The sequence below is a fragment of the Halobacterium yunchengense genome (assembly GCF_037031165.1).
Taxonomy (GTDB): domain Archaea; phylum Halobacteriota; class Halobacteria; order Halobacteriales; family Halobacteriaceae; genus Halobacterium; species Halobacterium yunchengense.
Map to the genome: position 1 here is coordinate 219,773 of NZ_JAYEZL010000001.1, position 25,392 is coordinate 245,164.

Consider the following 25,392-nt stretch of genomic DNA (forward strand, 5'->3'; position numbering starts at 1 on the left):
GCGTCCCCATCGCGGCCGCACTGGAAAAAGATTTATTCTATCTCGAGTTACTGTCCGGTCGCGCCGGCCGGGCGCGTCGCCGCGGCCGCGCGGCGAGAGTGCGTCCCACCCGAACTCACTAAACCGCTGCCGTCACAGTACCCACCATGGAGCGGTTCGACCGGCTGTACGCACTCTACGACGAGTTCGACACCGACACCCTGCGGGCCTACCAGGACTTCGTCGACCTCTTCCCGCCCGTCGACTCGCGGGTCGCCCTGGAGTACTGGGAGTCCGCGAGCGACGAACTCCTCGACCGCAAGGACGACATCCGGGCGGCGTTCCCGGACGGCACCGCGTACCCCGAGCTGGCCGCTCGCGCGACCCGCGACCAGGCGTTCGCCGCGCTCGACCTGCACGCGAGCTACGGGCGCGCGGTGAACGCCCTCGTCCTCGACGTCGACGAGACGCTGCGCTCGGCGGGCCACACGGACAACGAGATCCCCCGCGAGACGCTGCACCTGCTCACGGAGTTCCACGAGGACGGCACCCCGATCGTCATCTGCACGGGTCAGACCCTCGAGAACGTCAAGGGGTTCCTCATCCAGGGGCTCGGGAACGAGCTCGTCCACTCCGGGGACGTCTCCGTCGTCTACGAGGCCGGCACGGGCGTGTTCACGCCGGGCCACGGCCCGGACACGAAGCAGCTCCTCTACGAGGACCTCGGCGGGGACGTCAGGGGCGTCTTCGGCGACGTCCGCGCGCGCATCCTCTCGGACGCGCCCGAGCGCATCCGCCAGGGCTGTCACCTCCAGGGCAACGAGTTCAACGTCACCCTCAAGCCGAACTTCGAGACGGGCAGCGAGGAGGCCCGCGGGCTCATCGACGACGCGCTCCGGTACGAGCTGGAGTTGCTCGCGGACTGCGTCGACGGCGCGACGGCCGACCACGTCCGCGGCTACTACGCGGCCGCCGACCCCGAGATCGCGGCGGTACTCGACGCCGCCGACGCGCTCCCCGGTGGCTTCGACGATGCCGACCCGGCGGCGAACGCGCCCGACGACGTGGTCGACCTGCTCGAGCGCGTCGACGTCGCGTACTACGAGGCGGACGCGGCCGAGATCGCGTCACGGGAGCTGAACAAGGTCGTGGGCGTGCAGGCGGCCTTCGACGTGCTCGGCGTCGACGACCCGTTCGCGCTCGTGATGGGCGACTCGAAGAGCGACCTGCGCGTCATGGAGTGGGTGGCCGAGGAGGGCGCGGGCATCGCCGCGGCGCCCGACCACGCGTCCGGTCGCGTGCTCGACCACGTCCGCGAGACGGACGACCTCGTATTCGACGAGGGCGCCGCCGACGAGGTGCTGCGGACGGCGTGGGCGCTGAACAGGCTCGCCGGCGAGTAGCGGCGGAGAAAGACCCCGGTCCTGCGGTCAGTTCACGAGCGCGAAGCGGACGGTGTCGCCGTCGCAGACCCGGCTGCCCGCGGTGAGCGCTTCGCCGTCCGGCGACTCCCGGACGACGACGGTGTCCGTGCGGAGGCGGGACCCCTCGAGGACGCCCGCGCGGACCTGCGGGCCGAACTCGGCGGCGAGCGCGTCGATGACGTCCGCGACGGTGGCGTCGTCGGCCACGCCGACGCGGGCGCTGTGGGTGCCCGTGCGGGCCGCGAGCGTTCCGGTGAGCTTCACGTCGACGTCCATGTGACAGCGTATCTCGCCGCTGGTGCAAAAAGTTTACTCATATCCGGAAAACTGTCTGCCTCGATCCGTGGGCTTATGCTCGCGGCGGGCGACCCGACGGACGTGACCACGCACGCGCCACCGCCCGGCGAGGACGACCCGCTGGGCCTCCACGGCGTCGTACCGCCGACCGTCACCGCGTTCCGCGACGACGAGACCCTGGACGCGGCGACCACAGCCGAGCACGCGCGGTTCGTCGTCGACCGCGGCGTCCACGGCGTCTTCCCGCTCGGGACGAACGGCGAGTTCCCGCTGCTGACCGGCGCCGAACGCCGGGAGGCCGTCGAGGCCGTCGTCGACGAGGTCGGCGGCGAGGTGCCCGTCATCGCGGGCGTCGGCGCCCCGTCGACGCGCGAGACCGTCGCGCACGCCGAACACGCCGAGTCCACCGGTGCGGACGGCGTCGTCGTCGTGACGCCGTTCTACTACCCGCTGGACCGCGAGGGCGCCGTCGCGCACTACGAGCGCGTCGCCGCCGCCGTCGACCTGCCGGTGTACGTCTACCACATCCCCTCGAAGACCGGCAACGAGCTCTCGCTGGACGCGCTCTCGGAGATCGCGGCCATCGAGAACGTGGCCGGCCTGAAGGACTCCTCGAAGGACGTGCCGTGGCTCGGGCAGGCCGTCGACGCCCACCCCGAGCTGACGTTCCTCGCGGGGTCGGACTCCCTGCTCGCGCCCGGTCTCGACCTCGGGTGTTCGGGCGTGGTGTCGGCCGTCGCGAACGCCTTCCCGGAGCTCGTCGTGGACCTCTACGAGGCCTACGACGAGGGCGACCGCGAGCGCGCCCGCCGGCTCCAGAGCGTCGTCTACGACGTCCGCACCGCGCTCAAGCGCGGGCCGTACATGGCTGGCGTGAAGACCGCGCTCGGCCTGCGCGGCTTCGACGCGGGGCCGCTGCGGTCGCCGCTCCGCCTGATGGACGGCGACCAGCGCGAGGCCCTCGCGGACGACCTCGAGGCCCTCGGCGTCGTCGAAGCCACAGATTTACACTCCGACGAGTAAACGACGAGTCATGGGCACGGACTACAGCGACCTCCACGACCCGAACGCGGAGTACACGATGCGGGAGCTGTCCGCGGAGACGATGGGCGCGGACGGCGCGCGCCCGGCGCCCCGGGACCTCGAGATCACGGACGTCCAGACGACGATGGTCGACGGGAACTTCCCGTGGACGCTCGTGCGCGTCTACACCGACGCCGGCGTCGTCGGCACCGGCGAGGCCTACTGGGGCGCCGGCGTCCCCGAACTAATCGAGCGCATGAAGCCGTTCGTCGTCGGGGAGAACCCCCTCGACGTCGACCGCCTCTTCGAGCACCTCGTCCAGAAGATGAGCGGCGAGGGGTCCGTCGAGGGCGTCACCGTCACCGCCATCTCCGGCATCGAAATCGCGCTCCACGACCTCGCCGGGAAGGTGCTCGGGGTGCCGGCCTACCAGCTGCTCGGCGGGAAGTACCGCGACGAAGTGAGGGTGTACTGCGACTGCCACACCGAGGCGGAGGCCGACCCCCAGGCGTGCGCCGACGAGGCCGAACGCGTCGTCCACGAGCTCGGCTACGACGCACTGAAGTTCGACCTCGACGTGCCGAGCGGCCTGGAGAAGGACCGCGCGAACCGCCACCTCCGCCCGGGCGAGATCCGGCACAAGGCCGAGATCGTCGAAGCGGTCACCGAGCGCGTGAGCGACGACGCCGACGTCGCCTTCGACTGCCACTGGACGTTCTCGGGCGGGTCGGCGAAGCGCCTCGCGAGCGCAATCGAGGACTACGACGTCTGGTGGCTGGAGGACCCCGTGCCGCCGGAGAACCTCGAGGTCCAGGAGGAGGTCACGAAGTCCACGACCACGCCCATCGCGGTCGGGGAGAACCGCTACCGCGTCACCGAGGAGCGCCGCTTGATCGAGAACCAGGCCGTCGACATCGTCGCGCCGGACCTCCCGAAGGTCGGCGGGATGCGGGAGACCCGGAAGGTCGCGGACGTCGCGAACCAGTACTACGTGCCGGTCGCGATGCACAACGTCTCCAGCCCGGTGGCGACGATGGCGAGCGCCCACGTCGGCGCCGCCATCCCGAACAGCCTCGCCGTCGAGTACCACTCCTACGAGCTCGGCTGGTGGTCGGATCTCGTCGAGGAGGACGTCATCGAGGACGGCTACATCCGGATCCCGGAGGAGCCCGGCCTCGGCGTGACCCTGGACATGGACGCCGTCGAGGCGCACATGGTCGACGGCGAAACCCTCTTCGACCCGGCGTAGCCGGGCCGTGCACGCGGCGCGCGGCGACGCGGCGTCCGACGAAGCCAGCGGGCCCGTTTGGCGAGGGAGTGCCAGCGCAGCGCAGCTCATTCTCGCGAGGGAGTGCCAGCGCAGCGACGCGGCGACGGCCCCCACAGCCGCCTCCAGTTTTATGGTGGCAGTCGTGGTACTGTTCGGTGTATGTCACCAGACGTCAGTCCGGACTACGAGCTGAGCGACGACGACGCGAACGTCCACCACGCGTGGGACAACTCACTCGAGCCCGTGCTGACGGTCGAACCGGGCGACGTCGTGCGCTTCGAGTGCCGGGACGCCGTCGACGGCCAGGTGGACATGGACTCCACGGCCGAGGACTTCGGGAACGTCAGCTTCGACCCCGTCCACCCGCTGACCGGGCCCGTGTACGTCGAGGGCGCCGAACCGGGCGACGTCCTCGAGGTCGAGTTGCTGGGCTTCGAGCACAAGGGCTGGGGGTACACCGGGTTCATGCCGGGCGAGATGGGGCTGGGGCTGCTGCCCGAGGACTTCGAGGACCCGGGCTACCACGCGTGGAACGTCGCGGACGGCGTCGCGGAGTTCGTGGACGGCATCGAGGTGCCGGTCGACCCGTTCCCGGGGACGATCGGCGTCGCGCCCGCCGAGGACGGCGAGCACGACACCCTGCCGCCGCGGGACGTCGGCGGGAACATGGACGTCAAGCACCTCACGGCGGGCGCGACCGTCTACCTGCCCGTGGAGTGCGAGGGAGCGCTGTTCTCCACGGGCGACTGCCACCTCGCGCAGGGCGACGGCGAGGTCTGCGTCACGGGCATCGAGGCGCCGATGTTCGTCACCGCGCGCTTCGACGTCCGCGAGGACAAGGCCATCGAGCAACCCGAGTTCGAGTCCGACCACCCCTACACGCCGACGGGCGCGGACGAACCGATGTACGGCACCACGGGCATCGCGCCCGACCTCATGGACGCCACGAAGGAGGCCGTCCGGCACATGATCGACCACCTCCACGACGAGCGCGGCCTGACGCGCGGCGAGGCGTACATCCTCTGTTCGACCGCCGTCGACCTCAAAGTCAGCGAGGTCGTCGACGCGCCGAACTGGACCGTGACCGCCTACCTGCCGGAGAGCGTCTTCCCGTAGTCGGCGAGACGGCGGCCACAACCCGGGGTCACTCGCCGGCCCGGTCGCGGACGACCAGCACCGGCGACACGGCGCCCTCCGCGACGCGCTCGCTGGCGTCCCCGAACAGGAGGGTGAAAAGCGACTCGCCGCCCTCGCCCATCACCACGACGTCGAACTCGCTGGACCGGCCGACGATGTCGACGACCGGCGTGTCGGTGACGCTCGTCTCGGAGCGCACGCGGTCGCGGGGGAGACCGCGGCCCGCGAGTCGGTCGCGCACGCCCGCGACCGCGGCGTCGGCGTCGAAGCCGCTGCCGGACTTCTCGATGCCCCAGACGGTCACCGCGGTGCCGTCGTCGGCGAGCAGCGTGGCGACGAGGTCCGCGATGCGGTCGGCGTCCGCGGCGCCGCGCAGCGGCACCACCACGTTCTCGACGACGCCGACCGGGTTCGGGAGGAGAATCGCCGTCGCGCCCACCTCGTCGGCGACGCGCTCGACGGTCTGTTCGCGGTCGTGCGTGAACGCCACGCGGGTCTCGACGTCCCGGCCGGCCGCGCGGAACGCCGCCGCGACGTCCCCGACGGCGGCCCGCGCACGCTCCTCGAACTGCATGCTCGCCTGCTCGGTCGGCGTCTGCTCGGGCACGACGTGGTAGCCCAGGACCACCACCTCGGCGGGCGCGAGGAACGCCGCCAGCGACTCGGAGACGGACTCGCCCTCCAGCACTGCCACCGGGACGAGCACGCGCGGCGGCTCGCGGACGGCCGTCGAGTCCCCGGCGCCGCGGTCGTCGGTCATCTACAGCACCCCCTTGAGCCGGACGTCGTCGGCGTAGTACTTGTACCACCCGGCGGCCGCGAGCATCACGGCGACGCCGACGTACCGCGAGAGCGGCTGCATGAACGCGACGAGCGCGAAGCTCGCGACCGCGCCGACGCCGGCGACCAGCCGGTGGGCCGGCACGCGGAAGTCGGGGTCGTACCACTCGGGTTCGTCGCGCCGCATCGCGAGGAGTGCGACGCACGTCAGGCCGTACATCACGAGGTGGAGGAACGACGCCACCTCCGCGAGCACCTCGACTTCGCCGAGCGCGACCAGGACGAGGACGGGACCGCCGGCCATCGCGAGCGCGACGTGTGGCGTCCCGTACGCGAGGTTCAGGCGGCTGGCGTACCGCGGCAGCAACGCGTCCTTGCTGACCGCGAACACCGCGCGGGACGTCGAGAGGATGGAGGCGTTCGCGCTGGAGACGGTGGCGAGCAACCCCGCGACCAGGACCGCGAGCGCGCCCGCGTCGCCGAAGAGCGCCCGCGCGACCTCGACGATGGCGGTCTCCCCGAACCGCGAGAGCGCCTCGCTGCCGAACGCGCTCGTCGCGACGAAGATGGTGCCCACGTACAGCACGGCGACGACGAGCACCGACCCGACCATCGCCAGCGGGAGGTTCCGACCGGGGTCTTCGATGTCGCCGGCGACGGTGGCGACCTGCGCGAACCCGAGGTACGAGGTGAACACGAGCGCGGCGGTGGTGAGCACCGGCGTCGGGCCGAACGGCATGAACTCCTCGGGCGCCGTCGACCGGCCGAACGCGCCCACCGCGTCCAGGCTGCCGTACCCGAGGAAGAACACGAGGATGGCGAGCAACAGCCCGACGACGTAGTTCTGGAGTGTCGCCGCGTTCTCCGTGCCGGCGAGGTTGAGCACGGTGAGGAACGCGCCGAACACGAGCGCCAGCGGCACCACCACTGGGACGCCGCCGACCGGGACGCCGACCTCCGCGAGGAGCGCGGCGGCGTAGTTCCCGAACCCGACGAGGTAGAACGCGGTCGCGAACACGAGCCCCAGCCAGATGCCGAGGCCGACGACGGCGCCCGGGAGCGCGCCGAGGGCTCGCGAGACGAAGTAGTAGCCGCCGCCGGACTTCGGCATCGCGGTCGCGAGCTCGGAGGCGGGCAGCGCCACCAGCAGCGCGACCACCGCGCCGATGGCGAACGAGCCGGCCGCCGCGGGGCCGGCGCGACCCGCCGCGAGTCCCGGGAACACGAAGATGCCGGCGCCGATCATCGTGCCGACGCCGATGGCGACGCCGCCGCCGAGACCGATGGACCGTTCGAGCTCGGTGCCCTCCTCGGTGACGGTGGTCTCGCCGGCGGCGTCGGTCGGCGACGCGACATGCACCGGCGACTCGCCGGCGACGTTCGCGGCGTCGGCGTCCGGGTCGCGCGCCGCTCCCATACCGGAACGGCGGCTGTCAGACAGAATAACCTACCGGCGAGGGAGCCGGCGGCGGGAGCTGTCCGGCGGGAGCGACGCGGCGTCAGTCCGCGAGCCGTGCGTCCGTGATCTCGAGGTGGCCGCGGTCGCCGGCCCAGACCGGCTCGTAGTCGAGTTCGATGGCGCGGTCCATGTGGGGGCCGTCCGTCACGAGGGTCTCGAACTCGCCGCCCTCGCCGAGGACGTGGACGCCGTACTCGTCGTTGAGCGCCTCGAGGTCCGCGAGCGCGTCGCGGTCGAGCGTGCGGCCGAGCCAGGACTCGTCGAGGCCGTAGGCCGCCACCTGCACGAGCGTGATCTCGAAGCCGGCCTCGAGCATCGCCTCGGCGAGGCTCCGGGGGTCGCGTTGCCAGAGCGGCGCGTACACCTCACAGCCCAGGCGGTCGGCCATCGCCTCGATGCGCGAGGTCTGGTACTCGCTCTCGACGGCGCCCGCGGTGACCCCCGCGAGGCCGCCGTCGAGGTCGTCGGCGAGGGCCGCGAGCGCCGCCTCCAGCGGCGCCAGTTCGGCGTCCCCCTGCGGGCCGGACGCGGAGTCCGCCGACGCCTCGAAGTCGCCGGGTTCGACGTCCACGAGCGGGATGCCGACGCTCTCCGCGGCGAGCGCGGCGAGGTCGGTCGCCGGCACGTGGTACATGTAGGAGTCGCCCGTCGGGTGGACCGTCACGAGCCGCGAGACGTCCAGTCCGTCCTCGAGCGCGCGGTAGAGCGCCCACGAGGAGTCCTTCCCGCCGGAGAACAGGCTCACCCACTGGCCGTCGGTCATACCGGGGGTAGCGCCGCGGCGTTGAAACGTCTCTCCATCTCAGGGCTCCACGAGGTCCTCGTCGACGTCCTCGAGGTCGATGCCGCTGAAGTGCGTCGCCACGCGGATGCCGACGACGCTGACGAGCACGCCGAGCACCACGAACACCGCGAGGCGCTGTTCGGGCGTGAGTGCGAACCCCCTGATGGAGACGGCGCCCACGGACGTCGCCGGGACCGTGACGGCGTCGAGGAGCGCGGCGCGCTCCAGGAAGTACGCCGAGAACCCCCGGACGACGAGGCCGACCGCGAGCACGCCGAACGGGAGGTTCAGGTACGACGTCCGCACCGCCTCGCTGCGGATGAACTCGTCGAACAGCCGGCCGGCGCTGGCCGCGAGCGCGCCCAGCGTCACCCACGGCACGCTGTAGTACGTGAACGCCATCGCCGTGAGCAGCGGCGCCGCCTCGGGCGGCTGCTCGGAGACGGCGAGCGCGCCGGCGAACACGCCGACGAGCGCGAGGCCGGCGGCGACGACGTACGTCACGATGGAGACCCGTCCCGAGTAGAGGGCGTCCCGGGCCTGCGAGGGGAGCTCCGCGAGGTAGTCGTCGACGCTCAGGCCCTTGTAGAGGAGGAACAGGCCGAGCACCGCGGTGATGGAGGCGGCGGCCACCGCGAGACTCCCCGTCACGGTCATCAGCGCCGGGAACACCAGCAGGATGATGCCGAGGGGCACGAGGACGGTCTGGCGGAGCTCCTCGTCGGCGAGGAACTGCTTCAGGAGGTAGTACGTCGACTCCAGGTCGCGGGCCTGCCGGACGACCACGCGGTCGACGGCGTCCACCTGGATGCGGCTCTCCACGATGGGGACGACGCGTTCGTCCTCCGCGCTGTCGATGACCACGACCGCCGAGTCCGGTTCGTACCGCTCGATGAGGTCGTCCAGCTGTCCGGCGAGCGACCGGTCGGCGGTCACGCTGTCGCCGCTCCCGGAGACGGCGGCGACGACCGCGTCGTCGTCCTCGTCGCGGAGGTCTCGGGTGACGCGGAGCGCCTCCAGCAGGCAGTTCACCGCGGAGTCCTCCGGGTCCGCGACCCCCATCTCCGTGACCAGCGACTGCACCGCCTCCCAGCCCGCGACCGGCGTCTGGAGGCCGGTCTTGCGGGGGACGTCGCCCGTCCGGTCGACGCAGACGACCAGCGTACGCATCTCTCGTCTCGACGGTCACGCCGCCGGGATAAAAACCCCGCGCCGGGGTCACCGGAACTGGACGGCCGTCCCGTCGCCGTCCCCGAACGCGGACGCGACGCCCGCGCCGAGCGCGTACGCCGCCCCGAGCGCCGTGCGGCGCAACCGCACCCGGAGCCCGACCGGCGGCTCGAACGCCCGCACCTCGACGTCGTGGCCGAGCTCGTCCGCGAGGTACGCCTCGACGTCCTCGCGCGTCCCGACCTCGTCGACGAGGCCGCGCTCGACCGCGTCCGCGCCCACGAACACGCGGGCCTCGGTGTCGCGGACCGCGTCCTCGGAGAGGTCGCGGCCGTCGGCGACCGTCGCGACGAACGAGTCGTAGAGGTCGTCGACGATGCCCTGGAGGTAGCGGCGCTCGTCCTCGTCGAGGTCCCGCAGCGGCGTGCCAGCGTCCTTGTACTCGCCGGCGACGAGGCGCTCGTAGTCGACGCCGAGTTTCGCCGCGAGGTCCGCGGCGTTCAGCCGCGACCCCCTGACGCCGACGGAGCCGACGAGGCTGTTCTCGCGGGCGACCACGCGGTCGCAGGCGCTGGCGATCCAGTAGCCGCCGCTCGCGCAGACGTCCGTCGCGTACGCCACCGTCGGCCCGTCGAAGTCGGCGGCCGCGCGCCGGATGTCGTCGCTGGGCACCACCTCGCCGCCGGGCGTGTTCAGCCGCACCACGAGCGCCGCCACGTTCGCGTCGGCGTCCGCGCGCTCGATCTGGTCGACGACCGCGCCGGCGGGCACCTGCTGGGGGTTCGCGGGGATCGACCGGCCGCCGTCGCGCGCGATCGGTCCGGTCACGCGGACCGCCGCGGTGTCGTACGCGCCGAACGCGGACGACGCGACGCTCGAAGCGACCTTGACCGCGAGCGCGGCCGCGGCGACTGTCAGCAGGACGCCGAGGACCGTCCGGTCGTCGGGCACGCGCACGAACAGCAGCCAGCCGACCGCCGTCCCGGCGACGGCGCCGACCGCCACGACGAGTCGTCGGCCGACCCGTTTGCCAGTCGAGTCCATACCACACGCGACGGCCGCCGGCCCGATAACTCGGGGGGTCGACGCCGCCCGCCGGCGCACACTGCAGTGGCGGCCCCGTCGCTACGCGGCCGGAAAATACGGGAGAACCCGCCGTACGGACCGACTCAGAGGTGGCCGGACTTCTGGAGCTTCCGGAGGTCCTCGGTGTCGAGGGTCTCGCCCTCCTTGAAGCGCTCGTAGATCTCCTCGGCTTCCTCGCGCGCCTCCTCCTGCTCTTTGGCGCGCTTGTCCTGTTGCTGTTCTTCCTCCTGCTTGTCGAGTTCGCGCAGGCGCTTCTGGACGCGCACGAACGCCTCGTGGTGGGCGTCGGCGGCCTCCTGGGCCTCCACGAACTTCTCGTGCATCTCGTCGGCCTCGTCGCGGATGTCGTCGGCCTCGCGGTAGGCCTCGATCATCTGGTTGTGGTGCTCCTGGGCCTTGTCCGCGAGCTCCGTCACCTTCTCGTGGTGCTCGGAGGCCTCCGCGCGGACGGACTCGGCTTCCTCGACGAGCTCCTCGAGGTTCCCGGACGCCTCGAGTTTCTCCTTTCGGTCCTGGTACTCCTCGCGTTTCTGTTCGATCTTCTCGATGAGCTCGCGCTCGTCGTCCGTGGAGAGGACCTCGGTCTGCTGTTTGAACTCGAGTTGCTCGATCTCCTCTTTGAGCTCCTCGAGGTCCTTGCCCTCGTCGAGTTCGAGGTCCTGCTTGCGCTGTTCGACCTCGTCGAACAGCTCGTTGGCCTCGGCGTTCAGCTCGTTGCGGACCTCCTTGTGCTCCTGGACGCGCTCGTTGAGCTCGTCGCGCTTCTCGCGGTGCTCCTGGGCCTCGTCGACCTTCTCGCGGGTCTTCGCGTTGAGCTCGTCGCGCTTGGAGGCCCGCGAGCTCGCGAGCTGGTTCAGCTCGTTGCGCCGGTCCCGGAACTGGCCGGCGTTCTTGATGAGCTGGCCCTTCGATCGGTCCTGGAGTTCGTCGTCAGTAATGAGTTCGTCTGCGCTCGATACGTCGATAGTTTGTTCTTCCTCAGCCATTGTTCAAACCTCGATGCCATTCCGCTGGAGCGCCCTCGACAGCCGTCGCTCGGAGTCGTCGACTTCCCGGTCGGAAGGAGAACGTCCTGTCATTCTCTCGGGCTGTGCGAGAACGCTCGCAGCGTTCTGGTGACAGGTAGTAGTCGGCCACGCCACTTAAATTTTCCGACGGCGAGAACCGTGCAAACAGTTGCCACGCCCCCGCAGACGGCGTGGTAAGCGCTCGCACGGGTTCCGCCGTCGTACATAAAGCCGGCGCGGGAGCGAGCCACCCAAGTGCGGCGACTCGCTACGCCAGCGCATGGAAGAAGTCGTCCGCGCGCACGGCCACGAGCACGTCGCCGCCGAACACGAGTCGACGCTGGAACTCACCACCGACGACTACCTCACGCCGGCCGGCGACTGCATCCTCGGCGTCGAGGCCGACCGCGCGCCCGCCGACTTCGCCGAGGACTTCGTCGCCGCCTGCCGCAGCGACGCCGCGACCATCACCCTCCACCTCGAAGCCGACGGGCACGAGGACACCGTCACCGCCTCCGGCCACCCCGACCTCGCGTTCGCGAACGACCGCAGCATGGTCGGCCGCACGAGCGACTACGTCGACGACCGCACGGTGTTCGTGAACGCGGACAAGGCCGCCGCGGACCTCGACCGCGACCTCGTCGCCGCGCTCGCCGACGGCGCCGCGCTCACCGCGACGCTGCGGGTGGACTGACCGCGTCGGCCGTCCGCTCCGGGAGCCGCGCCAGCATCGACGCCGCGAGCTCGGGCGCCATCCCGGTGCCGCGGAAGCTCATCGCCGGGTTCACGTCGACCGCGTACGGCTCGCCGCCGCTGTACACGACGTCGACGCCGAGCGCCTGCGCGCCCACCAACCGCACCAGGCGCCGCGTGGCGGCAGCGAGCCCGGGGTCGGGGCGCACCGTCTCGAGGCGCTCCTTCTCGCCGCGGAGCTTCGACGTCGCGCGCACCACGGACACGCGGACCCGGTCGCCCGTGTCGACGGCGTAGTACTTCCGGTCGACGCCGTCCGTCGGCAGCAGCGGCTGGTAGACGTCGCCGGTCCCGTTCAGCTCCGGGTCCGGCTCGAAGTGCCAGTCGACGGCCGTCTTCGCGACGTAGTCGCCGGCCGGCGGCGCGGCCGACGACGCGGGGACGCGGAAGCCGGCCGCCGCGAGCGCGCGGTAGCCGACGAACCGCGCGGCGAGCAGCAACGCCAGCGGGCCGTTCCACGTCGCCACGCCGCGGTCGCGGGCCCGGCGGAGCGCGCGGAGCGAGGCGGGGTCGGCCTTCTTGTTCGCGAGGAGGTCGAGACAGCCGACGGCGCGCTCGGACACCTCGACGCCGGGTTCGAAGAACTCGACGGCCGCCCCGCGGCAGCGCAGGCGCCCCGCGACGTCCGCGAAGACGTCGTGGTCGCGGTTACAGACGATGCCGACGGCCGGACCGGACGCGCGGTCGGTCATTGTGTCCGCCGTCGTACGACCGCCACCGCCATAACCGGCTACGACCGTTCACCGGATATTTCGACCGTAGTCAGGTTATGCGGTCGCTACTCCGGAACGACCGCCGCCCGTCGCCGGCGCACGACCCCCAGCGGGACGTCGACGCGCCGACCGAGTTCGGGCGGGACGGTGCGTGCCACAGCGCCGTTCGTCCGGTTCCGGTTCGGCTTTGGGCCGGGCGCGCGTACCGGCGGGCATGGACGACGAGCCAGCGGAGAACATCTCCGGGGGCGACGGCGACGCCGGCCGGTTCGCCGAGTTCGAACCCGGCGACGGGACGTCACGCGCGGAAGCCGTCGTCGACCGGCTCGGCGACCTGTACTGGCAGAAGACCTACGGCGTTCGGAAGACGACTTCGTCGTCTTCCGCAGCCCGTCAGAACGCGGAGCGTTCTGAGGACGGCCGGGACGCCTTCGAGTGTCTCGTCCGGACGGTGCTCAGCCAGAACACCAGCGACGTCGCCAGCCAGCCCGCCCACGACGCACTGATGGAGCGGTACGGCGGCAGCGAGGCGCGCAGCGCCGCGGACAGTTCGAGCGGGGAGCGACGCGACCCGCGAGACGGCGACGGTCTCGCGGCGGCGCTCGCGGACGCCCACCGGGACGAGCTCGCGGAGACCATCTCGTCGGCGGGACTGTACAACCAGAAGTCCGAGACCCTGGTCCGGCTCGCGGACCGCGTCTGCGAGGAGTACGGCGGCGAGGCCGGCTTCGACGAGTTCGTGCGCACCGGCGACCCCGGCGAGGTCCGGGCCGCCCTCCTGGACATGAAGGGCGTCGGCCCGAAGACCGCCGACTGCGTGCTGCTGTTCGCGGGCGGCCGCGACGGCGTCTTCCCCGTCGACACGCACGTCCACCGCATCGCGCGCCGGCTCGGTCTCGCGCCGCCGGACGCCGACCACGAGGCCGTGAGGGCGGCGCTGGAGGCCGCGGTCCCGCCGGAGAAGTGCGGGTTCGGGCACACGGCGATGATCCAGTTCGGCCGGGAGTACTGCGGCGCGCGCGAGCCCGCGTGCCTCGACGGCCCCGAGGCGTGTCCGCTGTACGAACGCTGCGACCGCGTCGGCGTCGACGAGCTCGCCGAGACCGTCGTCGACCCCGCAGAGGCCGCCGGCGAGTGAGGCCACTGTCCGGCGGTCGGCGACAGAGCGCTTCGACAACCGGCCTCCGACAGCGCGGTCGGGGCGCCGGTCAGAGGCTCCGCCAGCAGGCGTCCGCGAACGTCGCCAGCGGGACGTCGGCGTCCGAGTCGACGCTGACGAACAGGCCGGTGTGCTCGGCGTCGGCGAAGTGGAACGCCGTCAGCTGGTCGAACCGGTGCATCGTACAGTGGAGGCGGCCCGCGTCGAAGAGGCCCTCGAGGTGCTCGCGGCTGATGCCCTCGAGGACGAGGTCGCGGTGGATGGCGTCGGCGCGCGTTCCGAGACGCGCCCCGACGTCGTCCCTGACGTAGCGCAGGTCGTAGCCGTCGCGGTCGTACTCGGCGACGACGCGCAGCGCGTCACCGGCGTGCTCGTGCAGCGCGTCGACGAGTTCGTCGCCCCCCGTCATGTGTACACGTAGCGGCCGAGGGGTGTTGAAGCCTAGGGCGGCCTCGCGGGCCGAGAGCGGGGCCAACGGTCAGCCGCAGCCGTCACCCAGTCGGCCGCAGCCGTCACCCAGTCAGCCGCTGCCGTCGCCCAGTCAGCCGCTGCCGTCGCCGATGCTCTCGTTGTCCTCGTAGGAGAAGTCGTCGTCGGCGGCCGGGCCGGCCGAGAGGAACGGGAGGTGCAGCTCCCACTCCGCGACCACGGAGAACCGCGAGAACGGGTTCGAGAGGAACTCGCCGAGGTTCCCGACGCCGTCGAAGTGCAACTGGACGTCCACGACGACCACGCGCGTGTCCATCGCCCTGCCGACCGCGCTGAATCCGAAGTCGCCCGGCGAACCGAGGTTCGTGAACAGGTCGAGGTGCACCCAGAACGTAATCGACGGGTCGCCGGAGCCGACGTCGAAGCGGTGGCCGCCCTCGCCGGCGACCGGCGCCCCTGCGGGCTGTGCGGTGGCCGCGCCGACCAGGGACGTCAACACCAGCGCGACGGCGACGGCGACCCGAGCGACGTGCGTCCGGCTCACGCGTCCACGTTGCCGGACGGCGATAAAAGAGCTATCGGGTCGGTGTCCGGACCGGGGTACACGTGCGGTCGGTCACCCGAGGAGTGCGGTGCGAGCCGGCGCCGGTCAGATGAACCGGAACGTCTCGAGGTTCTTCGGCGCGAACGTCCGCATGTTGAACTCGTGGTAGAGCGCGCTGGAGAGGTCCTGGACGGAGGACTCGTCGCCGTGCACGCACAGCACCTTCTCCGGGCGCGGGTTCATCGTGCGGACGAAGTCCTCGAGGCCCTGGCGGTCGGCGTGCCCGGAGAACCCGTCGACGGTCTCCGTGTCGAGTTCGAGCTGGAGGCGTTCCGTGCGACCGCCGCCCTGGCTGTCCGGCATCGGGATCTCGTCCCAGCCGGACTGGATGCGGCGGCCCAGGGTCCCCTGGGCCTGGTAGCCGACGAAGCACATCGTCGAGTCCGGGTCCGGGCCGATGTGCTTGATCCAGGACATGATCGGGCCGCCCTCGACCATCCCCGAGGTCGAGAGGACGATGCACTGCTCGCCGTCGGCGACCTCCTTGCGTTCCTCCTCGCCGCCGTCGATGTGGTTGAACTGGGGCGCGAGGAAGGGGTTCTCGTCCTCGTGGAAGATGCGGTCGCGGAGGTCGTCCCGGAGGTACTCGGGGTACGTGGTGTGGATGGCGGTCGCCTCCCAGATCATGCCGTCGAGGTGGATGGGCATCTCGGGGATGTCGCCCTCCCGCATCGCCTCCTCGAGGACGAGCATCATCTCCTGGCTGCGGCCGACCGCGAACGCCGGGATGAGGACCTTCCCGCCGCGCTCGTAGGTCTCGTTGATGACCTCCTTGAGCTTGCGCTCGGAGTCCTCCTGGTCGGTCTGGTAGTCGTTGCGGCCGCCGTACGTGGACTCGAGGACGAGGGTCTCGACGCGCGGGAAGTCGTTGACGGCGCCGTTGAACAGCCGCGTGTCCTTGTAGTGGATGTCCCCGGAGAACGCGACGTTGTAGAGGCCGTCGCCGATGTGGAAGTGCGAGACCGCCGAGCCGAGGATGTGGCCGGCGTTGTGGAACGTGAGCTTGACGTCCGGCGCGATGTCCGTCACGTCGCCGTACTCGAGGGGGATGCAGTGCTTGATCGCCTCACGGACCATCTCGGAGTCGTACGGCGGCGTCCGCCCCTCCTTCGCGGCGACGTCGAGGTAGTCCAGGGTCAACAGCCCCATGAGGTCCCGGGTCGGTTCGGTCGTGTAGATGGGGCCGTCGTAGCCGTACTTGAACAGGAGAGGGATGAACGCGGAGTGGTCGAGGTGGGCGTGCGTGAGCACGACCGCGTCGATGGAGTTCGCGCCGGCGCCCAGCGCCTCCTGGACCTGGAGGTAGGGGACTTCGTCGTCGCTGCCGGGCTTGTCGCCGCAGTCCACGAGGATGCGCGTCTCGGGCGTCGAGAGGATGAACGAGGCGCGGCCGACCTCGCGGCAGCAGCCGAGGGTGGTGATGCGGACGTACTCGTCGTCGCTCATCTCCTGGCGGTGGATCTGTCGGCCGACCTTCTCGAGGATGTCCCGGCGGTCCTCGCGCTCGGATTTGAGGAAGTTCCGGACGTTCGACACCGTCGAGGACTCGATGGGGGGCGTGCGGACGACCTCGGGCGTCCAGCCCGCCGCCTCCGTGATCTCGCGGAGGGTCGAGCCGTGCCGGCCGATGACCATCCCGGGCTTCTCGGCCTCGATGACGACCTCGCCGGTGTCCTCGTGGAAGTCGAGGTCGGTGACGCCGGCGTCCTCGGGGATGACGTCCATGATCTTCTCGCGGGCGACGTCCGGCCGCGACAGCACCTCGGGGTCGGGGCGGACGGTGATGCGCTTGCGGAGCTTGCTCGCGAGCCGCCGCACGAGGTCGCCGTCCTGCGCGAACTGCTTCGGGTCGCGCGTGTACACGACGAGTTCCGGCCCCTCGTACTTGACGTCGGTCACCGAGATGTCCGGCGGGGTTTCGTTCGTAATCTGCGCCTGTAACTCCTCGAGTTGCTGGTCTACAGTGCTCATGGTCGGAGAGTGGAGGCTCCTGTGTCTGCGTCTCCGCGCGCACTGGCAGCACTCACTGGCCGGCGCGTGCCGGGCGGCGAGCGCTCCTGAAAACGTGGCGAGTAGTCACGCGGTGTCGTCATACCAGTAGGGAGACGGTCGTGTCGGCTCGGTTGCCGAACTGCGGGGATTAGTACAGGAGAACCCGCTTGGGCGGATTTATGCGGTTCTGGTTATAAAAGCCTTCGCAAAGTTGGTAGTCGTCGGCGCCCACCACCCCGTATGCACGTGACGCCGGCCGCCGTCGAGCGCGAGCGCGACTGGGTTCGCGCGCGCGGCGACGTGGTCGTCCCGCTCATCAACGAGGTCCGCGACTCGCTCGGCGCGGCGTTCGACGCCGACGTCGACGCCGTCTCCCGCGAGCAGTACGACGCCGCCGTCGACGAGGTGTTCGCGGACGGCGACCGCGCGGTGAACGTCGCGGCGCTCGTCGGCCTGCTGCGCGACCTGGACGTCAGCGGCGACTACCCGGGGTTCGTCGTCGACGAACTCCTCGGGCGCGAGCTCGCCGCGATGCTCGCCGGCGAGCAGCCGCTGCGCCTGCTCGCGGAGGCGACGTTCCACTACGCGGACGTGACGGCGACGGACGCGGACGGCGGCGCGGGCGCGGACGACCTGGACGCGGCGCTTGCTGCGGGCGTCCAGACGCGACTCCCGGGCTGGACGTGGACGGAGACCGAGAGCCCGTTCTCCGTGGAGTAGTCGCGCGCGACCGTCGGCCGCGGTCCGGGCGGCGCGTCCCGGCGCGGCTGGGCGCCGCGTCGTGCCGGAAACTGCACGTCCCGACAGCCGTCGCGCGGCGCGGCATCGCTGCTGCTGGGCGGCAGTCGTGGCACACTCCGGGCGGCAGTCGTGGCACACTCCGGGCGGCAGTCGTGGCACACTCCGGGCGGCAGTCGTGGCACACTCCGGGCGGCAGTCGTGGCACACTCCGGGCGGCAGCCGGTCGAAAAATCGGGGCGGGGCGGTCAGTCGGCGGTCTCTTCGCCGAACTCTATGTCCTCGTCGTCGGGGAGTTCAGGGGCGTCCGCGGGTTCGCGTGTGGCCTCGAGGGTGCGTTCGACCTCGCGCTCGCGGAGTTGTTCGCGCTTCTTCTGGCCTTGGCGTTCGCGGCCACGCTTCGTGTCACCCATACTGTGGGGGTTGCTCCCACGCCACTTAGTTCCCTCGCCGGTAACGTTATTTGTCAACACTTACCACGCACGTGGCCGGGCGCGAAGCCCGTCACAGCGCGTTCTCCACGAACTGGGAGACGACGAGGTCCTCGGCGCTCCGCAGCCGGTACTGTACCGTCGACCGCGGCACGCCGAGGTCGTCGCTGAGGTCGTCGACGGTGACCTCCCGCGGCCGCGAGTAGTACCCGCGCTCGACGGCCGTGACCAGCGCCTCCCGCTGCTCGGCGGTGAGCTCCGCGGTCACCCGCGACTCCGCGTTCCAGTTGCCCGCGCTGGAGAGCCGCGACAGCGACAGCGTCAGGCCGTCGCGGAGCTGGGCCTCGATGGTGTCGTAGAGCTCGCCGACGGGCTGCTCGTCCGGGTAGAGGACCCGCCACTGGTACTCGTCGTCGCGGCGCCGCGACTCGAAGACGACGCCGTCGCCGACGTGCTCGTGGACGTAGTGGGGGATGGAGTGGCAGTCGTGGACCTCCTCGCGGTACGTGTAGATGGTCCGGGCGGTCGGGGACTCGTCGAGGACGTGGTACTCGCGGTAGGTCTCGCAGTCCGGCAGGTCCAGACACTCGTTGCACCGCGACTCGTCGAGGAAGACGGCCTCGAAGTCCGCGAGGGCGGCCTCGGAGCCGGCGGCGTGGTCGATGCGCCACATGCGCTCCCGGGTGGTAAAGCAGACGGACGTCCACGCGGTGAGGCTGTCGTGTTCGATGAAGCAGTCCATGAGGGCGTCGCTGCCGGGCTCGAACGCGACAGTGAACTCGAACTCGCGCACGCGCCCCGGTAGGCGGTCGGCGAGTATCTAGCTTCTGCTAACTGCACCGGCTTACCGGTACCCGAACTGACGGCCCGGACGAGCGGCTCGCGGTCGGCTGTGGTCCCGTCGTTCGTCGTCTGCCAGGTGCCGGGAGGGCGCGGCGGGGGTGCGGTGTGCGTCCGCACACCTTCACGGGTTTTAAGAGCGAGTCAGGCCTCGCTTGGAGTAATGAGCGACGAACAGGAGCTCGGCATCACCGAGTCCAAGGAGCACAGCCCCGGCGAGTGGTACGCCGAGGTCGTCCAGAAGGCCGAACTCGCCGACTACGCGCCGATGGGCGGGTTCATCGTCACCAGGCCCCGGGGGTACGCCCTCTGGGAGGCCATCCAGGACAACCTCGACGCGTGGTTCAAGCAGACGGGCGTCGACAACGCGTACTTCCCGCTGTTCATCCCCGAGTCGTACCTCGAGCGCGAGAAGGACATCGTCGAGGGGTTCGACCCCGAGGTCGCGTGGGTCACCCACGGCGGCCACGAGGAACTCGAGGAGCGGCTGGCGGTCCGCCCCACGTCGGAGTCCATCATCGCGCCGTACATGGCCCAGTGGGTGCGCTCGCACCGCGACCTGCCGCTGCGCGTCAACCAGTGGAACTCCGTGGTCCGGTGGGAGGCGACGGAGACGAAGCCGTTCTTCCGCACGAAGGAGTTCCTCTGGCAGGAGGGCCACACGGCGCACGCGACCGACGAGGGCGCGTGGGCGGAGACGACGATGCGCCTCGACCAGTACCAGCGCCTCTACGAGGACGTCCTCGGGATGCCGGTGCTGCGCGGCCGGAAGCCCGACCACGACAAGTTCCCTGGCGCCGACACCACGACCACCGTCGAGGCGCTGATGCCGGACGGGAAGTCCGTGCAGGGCGGCACCAGCCACCACCTCGGACAGTCGTTCGCGGACGCCTTCGACATCACGTACGCCGACGAGGACGAGGACGAGCGCACCGCGTACACGACGTCGTGGGGGCTGTCGTGGCGCGCCATCGGCGCGCTCGTCATGAGCCACAGCGACGACCAGGGGCTCGTGCTGCCGCCGACCGTCGCGCCGAAGCAGGTCGTCGTCGTGCCCATCTGGCAGGAGGACACGCGAGACGACGTGCTCCAGTACTGCACCGAGCTCGCGGCGGAGCTGGAGGCCCAGGGCGTTCGCGTCCACCTCGACGACCGCGACGAGCGCAACCCCGGGTTCAAGTTCAACGAGTGGGAGCTGAAGGGCGTGCCGGTGCGCTTCGAGGTCGGCCCGAACGAGGTCGCGGACGGCGAGGTCACCGTCGTCCACCGGCCGGACGGCGAGGACGCCGTCGAGGACCGCAGCGACATCACGGCGGCGGTCCACGACCACCTCGACGCGGTCTACGAGAAGCTCTACGACGCGGCCGCCGAGCGGCTCGAGGAGAACGTCCGCGAGGCGTCCTCTCGCGAGGAGATCCTCGGGACCATCGGCCAGCACGGCGGCTACGTGAAGGCGCCGTGGTGCGGCGACGAGGCCTGCGAGGCCGAGGTCAAAGAGCAGGTGCACGCGGAGATCGTGCTGGTGCCGCTTGCGGAGGACTCGGCGGCGCGTGCGGCCTCCGAGTTCGAGGACGCCGACCACGTCCCCGAACCCGACCACGACGGCGAGGAGTGCGCCATCTGCGGGGACGACGCCGAGCAGACCGCGTTCTTCGCGAAGTCGTACTGACTCGCGGAGCGTTCTCCGCGGCGACCCGGACGTTCATCATCGTTTCCGACGATTCCGTCCGCTCGGAGCCGCCGAGACGGCCGAGAACGGCGCCTGAGTGATTGAATCTCCTTAGTTGTGACTAGATTCCCCTTAGTGATTCAGGAGTAGCGTTTTACCTCGGTGTGGTATCGCCTGGCACATGAGCCAGTCCGACTGCGACGACCACGGCCTCCTCGCGGACCCGACCGAGGAGCGGTCGAACTGCGGGGTCGGCGTCGTCGTCGACCTCGACGGCGGACGGTCCCACCGCGTCCTCGCGGACGCGCTCGAACTCCTGGAGAACCTCGAACACCGCGGCACGACGGGCGCCGAGGAGGACACCGGCGACGGCGCCGGCGCGCTCGTCCAGACGCCCCGCGGCTTCCTCGCGGACCTCTTCGACGACCTGCCCGAGCGGTACGCCGTCGGATCGTTCTTCCTGCCGCAAGACGCCGCGGAGCGCCAGCGAGTGGTCGAGACCGTCGAGGACGCGCTCGCCGACTGGGGCCTCGACGTGCACGCGTGGCGCGACGTCCCCACGGACAACAGCGACCTCGGCGAGACCGCACTCGATTCAGAACCGCACGTCGCGCAGGCGGTCGTCCACCCCGACGGCTGCGAGGACTTCCCGAAGGCGCTGTACGTCGGCCGGCAGGCCGCCGAGGCCGCCGTCGACCACGAGCGCTTCTACGTCTGCTCGCTCGACGAGGACACCGTCGTCTACAAGGGCCTGCTGAAGGGCGAGCAGGTCGCGGACTACTACCCCGAGCTCACCGACGAGCGCGTCGAGACCGGGTTCGCGCTCGTCCACGCGCGGTTCTCCACGAACACGCTCGGCGCGTGGCACCTCGCACACCCCTACCGGAACGTGATCCACAACGGCGAGTTCAACACCATCCAGGGGAACGTCAACTGGATGCGCGCCCGCGAGGCCGACCTCGAGGCCGAGGGCTTCACCGACGAGGAACTCGAGACCGTGCTGCCGGTCATCGACGACCCCGAGCAGTCCGACACCGCCAGCGTCGACAACGCGCTCGAACTCCTCGTGCAGACGGGCCGGTCGCTCCCCCACGCGCTCCGCATGCTCGTGCCGGAGGCCTGGCAGGGCGACGACGACATGCCGGACGCCCGCCAGGAGTTCTACGACTTCCACGCGAGCCTCGTCGAGCCCTGGGACGGGCCCGCGCTGGTCGTCGGGACGGACGGCGACCGCGTCTGCGGCGTGCTCGACCGCAACGGCCTGCGGCCGTGCCGCTACGAGCGCCGCACGGACGGCACGCTCGTGATGGCGTCCGAGCAGGGCGCCCTCGAGGGCGACGTCAGCGAGGTCGCCGAGCGCGGCCGCCTCCAGCCCGGCCAGCTGTTCCTCGCCGAACCGGGCGTGGGCGTCGTCGACGACGCCGACGTCTTCGCGGACCTCACGGACGACCGGTACGGCGAGTGGGTCGCCGACGAACAGCTCCGCCCGGAGACCCGCGAGGACGTCCTGCCGAGCGACCCGACCGACGACCTCCGCGCAGCGCAGGCGATGTTCGGCTACACGGAGGACGAGCTGAACGAGCTGGTCGCGCCGATGGTCCAGGGCGGCAAGGACCCGGTCGGGTCGATGGGCGACGACGCGCCGCTGCCCGGCGTCTCGGCGTTCGACCACCCGCTGGCGTCGTACTTCCGGCAGCTGTTCGCGCAGGTCACCAACCCGCCCATCGACTACCTCCGCGAGGACCTCGTGACCAGCCTGGAGACGCGGCTCGGCCGCCAGCGGAACCTCCTCGGCGAGTCCCGCGAGCACGCTCGCCAGGTCGTCCTCGACAGCCCCGTGCTCGCGGACAGCGACCTCGACGCGGTGCGCGAGGCCGGCCCGCCGACCGAGACCGTCGACCTCTCGTTCGACCCGGACGGCGACCTCGAAGCGGCCGTCGAGCGCGTACAGCGGGCGGCCGTCGACGCCGTCGAGGACGGCGCGGAGGTCCTCGTGCTCTCCCAGCGCGCGGCCGGCGAGGACGCGCTGCCGGTGCCGAGCCTGCTGGCGACCGGCGCAGTCCACCACCACCTCGTGCGCGAGGGCCTCCGGGCGCGCGTCGGCCTCGTCGTCGAGGCCGGCGACGTCCGCACCGTCCACCAGCTCGCCGCGACCGTCGGGTACGGCGCGGGCGCGGTGAACCCCTACCTCGCCGTCGAGTCCGCGCGCGACATCGTCGCCGGGCCGGACGGCGCAGACCCGGAGGAGGCCGTGGAGACGTACCTGCACGCCCTCGAGGACGGCCTGCTGAAGGTGATGTCGAAGATGGGCATCTCCACGGTGGCGTCCTACCAGGGCGCCCAGATCTTCGAGGCCGTGGGGCTGGACTCGTCGGTCGTCGACCGGTTCTTCGCCGGGACGCCGAACCGCACCGAGGGCGTCGGTCTGCCCGAACTGGAGGCGGACGTGCGCGCGCGCCACGACGCCGGGTTCGGCGGCGGCGAGGCGACCGTCGAGCGCGTCGGCGAGTTCGAGAACCGGACGTCCGGGCGGTTCCACCAGTGGAACCCGACGACCGTCCACAGCCTCCAGGAGGCGGTGGACAACGGCGACTACGGGGCCTTCGAGGAGTACGCCGGCCACGTCGACGACCAGACCGAACAGCTCCAGACGCTGCGCGGCCTCCTCGAGATCGACGCCGGGGACCGCGAGTCCGTCCCCCTCGAGGACGTCGAGCCCGCCGCCGACGTCGTCGAGCGGTTCTCGACGGCGGCGATGAGCCTCGGCAGCCTGAGTCCGGAGGCCCACGAGACGAACGCGGCGGCCGCGAACGGGCTCGGCGCGAAGGCGAACACGGGCGAGGGCGGCGAGCCGCCCGAGCGCTTCGGCACCGCGACGGAGTGTGCCATCAAGCAGGTCGCGTCGGGGCGGTTCGGCGTGACGTCCACGTACCTCTCCGCCGCGGACGACCTCCAGATCAAGATGGCCCAGGGCTCGAAGCCCGGGGAGGGCGGTCACCTCCCGGGGAAGAAGGTCAACGAGATGATCGCGGACGTCCGGTGTTCGACGCCGGGCGTCGGCCTCATCAGCCCGCCGCCCCAGCACGACATCTACAGCATCGAGGACCTCAAGCAGCTCGTCCACGACCTGCGCGCGGCGAACCCCGACGCCCGCGTGCACGTGAAACTCGTCTCGGAGGCGGGCATCGGCACGGTCGCGGCGGGCTGCGCGAAGGCGGGCGCGGACTGCGTGCACATCTCCGGGCACTCCGGCGGCACGGGCGCGAGCCCGAAGACGTCCATCAAGCACGCCGGCCTGCCGTGGGAGCTCGGGCTCGCGGAGGCGAACCAGCTGCTCTGCGAGACGGGGCTCCGGGACCGCGTGACCCTGCGCGTGGACGGCGGGCTGAAGACCGGCCGGGACGTCGCCGTCGGCGCGCTCCTGGGCGCCGAGGAGTTCGCGTTCGGCACCGCGTCGCTGGTCTCCGCGGGCTGCGTGATGGCGCGCATCTGCCAGACGAACAACTGCCCCACCGGCGTCGCCACCCAGGACCCGGAGCTCCGCGAGCGTTTCCGCGGGACGCCCGACCAGGTCGCGAACTACCTCACGTTCGTCGCCGAGGGGCTGCGCGAGGTCGCCGCGGAGCTCGGCTACGAGACCGTCGACGAGCTCGTCGGCCGCGTCGAACACCTCGCGGCGGCGGACACCGACCACCCAAGGGGCCGCCACCTCGACCTCTCGCGCGTGCTCGCCGAGCCCGGCGGCGACGTCCGCCGGCGCGTCCGCGGCCAGGACGACGCCGACGTGGCCCTCGACGAGTCCGTGCTCGCGGACGCCGCGCCGGCCGTCGAGGACGGCGAGCGGGTGTCGCTGTCCCGCGAGGTGACGACCCGGGACCGGTCCGTCGGCGCGCGCGTCTCCCACGCCGTCTCCAGCGAGCACGGCGTCGAGGGGCTGCCCGAGGACACCCTCCACGTCGACCTCGACGGGAGCGCCGGCCAGTCGTTCGGCGCGTTCCTCGCGCCCGGCGTGACCCTCTCTCTCACCGGCGCCGCCAACGACTACGTCGGGAAGGGCCTCTCGGGCGGCACCCTGGCGGTGCGGACGCCGCCGGAGGCGGGCTTCGACCCGACCGAGAACACGGTCGTCGGGAACGTCGCGCTGTACGGCGCGACCGACGGCGAGTGCTACGTGAACGGCGTCGCCGGCGAGCGCTTCGCCGTCCGGAACTCGGGCGCGCACGCAGTCGTGGAGGGCGTCGGCGACCACGGCTGCGAGTACATGACCGGCGGCATCGTCGTCGTGCTCGGGGACGTCGGCCGGAACTTCGCCGCGGGGATGAGCGGCGGCGTGGCGTACGTCCACGACCCCGACGGCGACTTCGAGGAGGACTGCAACACGGGGATGGTCGACGTCTCACAGGACCTCTCGGAGCGCGACGAAGCAGCCATTCGTCGCCTCGTGGAGAACCACGCGGCCCGCACCGGCAGCGACCGCGCGGCCGCGATGCTCGAGGACTGGGACGCCGCGGTCTCGGCGTTCGCGGTCGTGATGCCGGACGCGTACCGCGCCGCCATCGACGAGCGCCCGGAGGCGGACGCGCGCCGGTCGCTCCCCGAACGCGTCCGGCGCGCGGAGTCCGCGGCCGGCAGCGCGGACTGACCGCGA

The 25,392-nt window shown here is 71.4% G+C and carries 22 protein-coding genes; 9 read left to right on the plus strand and 13 right to left on the minus strand.

Features of this window, described 5'->3' with window-relative positions; translation table 11 throughout:
• Positions 1 to 146: 146 nt before the first annotated feature.
• Positions 147 to 1,382, plus strand: coding sequence for an HAD family hydrolase (locus U5911_RS01055; RefSeq protein ID WP_336034532.1), 1,236 nt, complete (start codon positions 147 to 149; stop codon positions 1,380 to 1,382).
• Between the two features lie 27 nt (positions 1,383 to 1,409).
• On the opposite strand, the gene U5911_RS01060 is transcribed toward U5911_RS01055, so the two are convergent.
• Positions 1,410 to 1,679: a MoaD/ThiS family protein gene (locus tag U5911_RS01060; protein ID WP_336034534.1), complete on the minus strand. Its 270-nt coding sequence runs from the start codon at positions 1,677 to 1,679 to the stop codon at positions 1,410 to 1,412.
• A 102-nt stretch (positions 1,680 to 1,781) separates the two neighbouring features.
• Here U5911_RS01060 and U5911_RS01065 point away from each other — a divergent pair, with 102 nt between their 5' ends.
• The 3 genes from U5911_RS01065 to U5911_RS01075 all read left to right on the plus strand — a co-directional run bounded on the left by U5911_RS01065 (position 1,782) and on the right by U5911_RS01075 (position 5,109).
• Complete coding sequence (locus U5911_RS01065) at positions 1,782 to 2,723, plus strand: dihydrodipicolinate synthase family protein (RefSeq protein WP_418771483.1); 942 nt, start codon at positions 1,782 to 1,784, stop codon at positions 2,721 to 2,723.
• Positions 2,724 to 2,733: 10 nt separating this feature from the next.
• Positions 2,734 to 3,972, plus strand: coding sequence for a mandelate racemase/muconate lactonizing enzyme family protein (locus tag U5911_RS01070; RefSeq protein WP_336034538.1), 1,239 nt, complete (start codon positions 2,734 to 2,736; stop codon positions 3,970 to 3,972).
• 180 nt (positions 3,973 to 4,152) lie between these two features.
• Entirely contained in the window at positions 4,153 to 5,109 is a 957-nt protein-coding gene (locus U5911_RS01075) for an acetamidase/formamidase family protein (RefSeq protein WP_336034539.1), read from the plus strand.
• 28 nt (positions 5,110 to 5,137) lie between these two features.
• Here U5911_RS01075 and U5911_RS01080 read toward each other — a convergent pair whose 3' ends face one another.
• The 6 genes from U5911_RS01080 to U5911_RS01105 all read right to left on the minus strand — a co-directional run bounded on the left by U5911_RS01080 (position 5,138) and on the right by U5911_RS01105 (position 11,395).
• Complete coding sequence (locus tag U5911_RS01080) at positions 5,138 to 5,890, minus strand: universal stress protein (RefSeq protein ID WP_336034540.1); 753 nt, start codon at positions 5,888 to 5,890, stop codon at positions 5,138 to 5,140.
• Positions 5,891 to 7,327, minus strand: coding sequence for an APC family permease (locus U5911_RS01085; protein ID WP_336034542.1), 1,437 nt, complete (start codon positions 7,325 to 7,327; stop codon positions 5,891 to 5,893). It lies immediately after the preceding gene.
• 82 nt (positions 7,328 to 7,409) lie between these two features.
• Complete coding sequence (locus U5911_RS01090; protein ID WP_336034544.1) at positions 7,410 to 8,132, minus strand: diphthine--ammonia ligase; 723 nt, start codon at positions 8,130 to 8,132, stop codon at positions 7,410 to 7,412.
• A gap of 39 nt (positions 8,133 to 8,171) precedes the next feature.
• Positions 8,172 to 9,323, minus strand: coding sequence for a DUF373 family protein (locus U5911_RS01095; RefSeq protein WP_336034545.1), 1,152 nt, complete (start codon positions 9,321 to 9,323; stop codon positions 8,172 to 8,174).
• A gap of 48 nt (positions 9,324 to 9,371) precedes the next feature.
• Positions 9,372 to 10,367 carry a signal peptide peptidase SppA gene (gene sppA / locus U5911_RS01100; protein ID WP_336034547.1) on the minus strand — a complete coding sequence of 332 codons (996 nt, stop codon included), beginning with the start codon at positions 10,365 to 10,367 and terminating at the stop codon, positions 9,372 to 9,374.
• A gap of 125 nt (positions 10,368 to 10,492) precedes the next feature.
• Positions 10,493 to 11,395, minus strand: coding sequence for a coiled-coil protein (locus tag U5911_RS01105; RefSeq protein ID WP_336034549.1), 903 nt, complete (start codon positions 11,393 to 11,395; stop codon positions 10,493 to 10,495).
• 301 nt (positions 11,396 to 11,696) lie between these two features.
• On the opposite strand from U5911_RS01105, the gene U5911_RS01110 reads away from it, so the two are divergent.
• On the plus strand, positions 11,697 to 12,110 hold the full coding sequence (locus U5911_RS01110; RefSeq protein WP_336034550.1) for a DUF371 domain-containing protein: 414 nt from the start codon (positions 11,697 to 11,699) through the stop codon (positions 12,108 to 12,110).
• On the opposite strand, the gene U5911_RS01115 is transcribed toward U5911_RS01110, so the two are convergent.
• Positions 12,085 to 12,861: a hypothetical protein gene (locus U5911_RS01115; RefSeq protein WP_336034552.1), complete on the minus strand. Its 777-nt coding sequence runs from the start codon at positions 12,859 to 12,861 to the stop codon at positions 12,085 to 12,087. The two genes, U5911_RS01110 and U5911_RS01115, sit on opposite strands and share 26 nt — an antisense overlap.
• A gap of 235 nt (positions 12,862 to 13,096) precedes the next feature.
• Here U5911_RS01115 and U5911_RS01120 point away from each other — a divergent pair, with 235 nt between their 5' ends.
• A complete protein-coding gene (locus tag U5911_RS01120) occupies positions 13,097 to 14,020 on the plus strand; it encodes an endonuclease III domain-containing protein (RefSeq protein ID WP_336034554.1) in 924 nt (307 codons plus the stop codon).
• A gap of 70 nt (positions 14,021 to 14,090) precedes the next feature.
• Here U5911_RS01120 and U5911_RS01125 read toward each other — a convergent pair whose 3' ends face one another.
• The 3 genes from U5911_RS01125 to U5911_RS01135 all read right to left on the minus strand — a co-directional run bounded on the left by U5911_RS01125 (position 14,091) and on the right by U5911_RS01135 (position 17,045).
• Complete coding sequence (locus tag U5911_RS01125; protein ID WP_336034555.1) at positions 14,091 to 14,450, minus strand: DUF7522 family protein; 360 nt, start codon at positions 14,448 to 14,450, stop codon at positions 14,091 to 14,093.
• A 132-nt stretch (positions 14,451 to 14,582) separates the two neighbouring features.
• Positions 14,583 to 15,014 (minus strand): DUF7332 family protein, encoded by a 432-nt coding sequence (locus U5911_RS01130; RefSeq protein ID WP_336034557.1) that lies wholly within the window; start codon positions 15,012 to 15,014, stop codon positions 14,583 to 14,585.
• A 105-nt stretch (positions 15,015 to 15,119) separates the two neighbouring features.
• The gene (locus tag U5911_RS01135) at positions 15,120 to 17,045 is read right to left on the minus strand and encodes a beta-CASP ribonuclease aCPSF1 (protein WP_336034559.1); all 1,926 of its coding nucleotides are present in this window, start codon (positions 17,043 to 17,045) and stop codon (positions 15,120 to 15,122) included.
• A 261-nt stretch (positions 17,046 to 17,306) separates the two neighbouring features.
• Here U5911_RS01135 and U5911_RS01140 point away from each other — a divergent pair, with 261 nt between their 5' ends.
• The gene (locus U5911_RS01140) at positions 17,307 to 17,786 is read left to right on the plus strand and encodes a DUF7984 family protein (protein ID WP_336034561.1); all 480 of its coding nucleotides are present in this window, start codon (positions 17,307 to 17,309) and stop codon (positions 17,784 to 17,786) included.
• Between the two features lie 266 nt (positions 17,787 to 18,052).
• On the opposite strand, the gene U5911_RS01145 is transcribed toward U5911_RS01140, so the two are convergent.
• Positions 18,053 to 18,217, minus strand: coding sequence for a hypothetical protein (locus U5911_RS01145; protein WP_336034562.1), 165 nt, complete (start codon positions 18,215 to 18,217; stop codon positions 18,053 to 18,055).
• A 91-nt stretch (positions 18,218 to 18,308) separates the two neighbouring features.
• Positions 18,309 to 19,028, minus strand: a complete 720-nt coding sequence (locus U5911_RS01150; RefSeq protein WP_336034563.1) for a helix-turn-helix domain-containing protein — start codon at positions 19,026 to 19,028, stop codon at positions 18,309 to 18,311.
• A 210-nt stretch (positions 19,029 to 19,238) separates the two neighbouring features.
• On the opposite strand from U5911_RS01150, the gene proS reads away from it, so the two are divergent.
• A complete protein-coding gene (gene proS / locus U5911_RS01155; RefSeq protein ID WP_336034565.1) occupies positions 19,239 to 20,744 on the plus strand; it encodes a proline--tRNA ligase in 1,506 nt (501 codons plus the stop codon).
• A gap of 181 nt (positions 20,745 to 20,925) precedes the next feature.
• Positions 20,926 to 25,386 carry a glutamate synthase large subunit gene (gene gltB, locus U5911_RS01160; RefSeq protein WP_336034567.1) on the plus strand — a complete coding sequence of 1,487 codons (4,461 nt, stop codon included), beginning with the start codon at positions 20,926 to 20,928 and terminating at the stop codon, positions 25,384 to 25,386.
• Positions 25,387 to 25,392 lie beyond the last annotated feature (6 nt).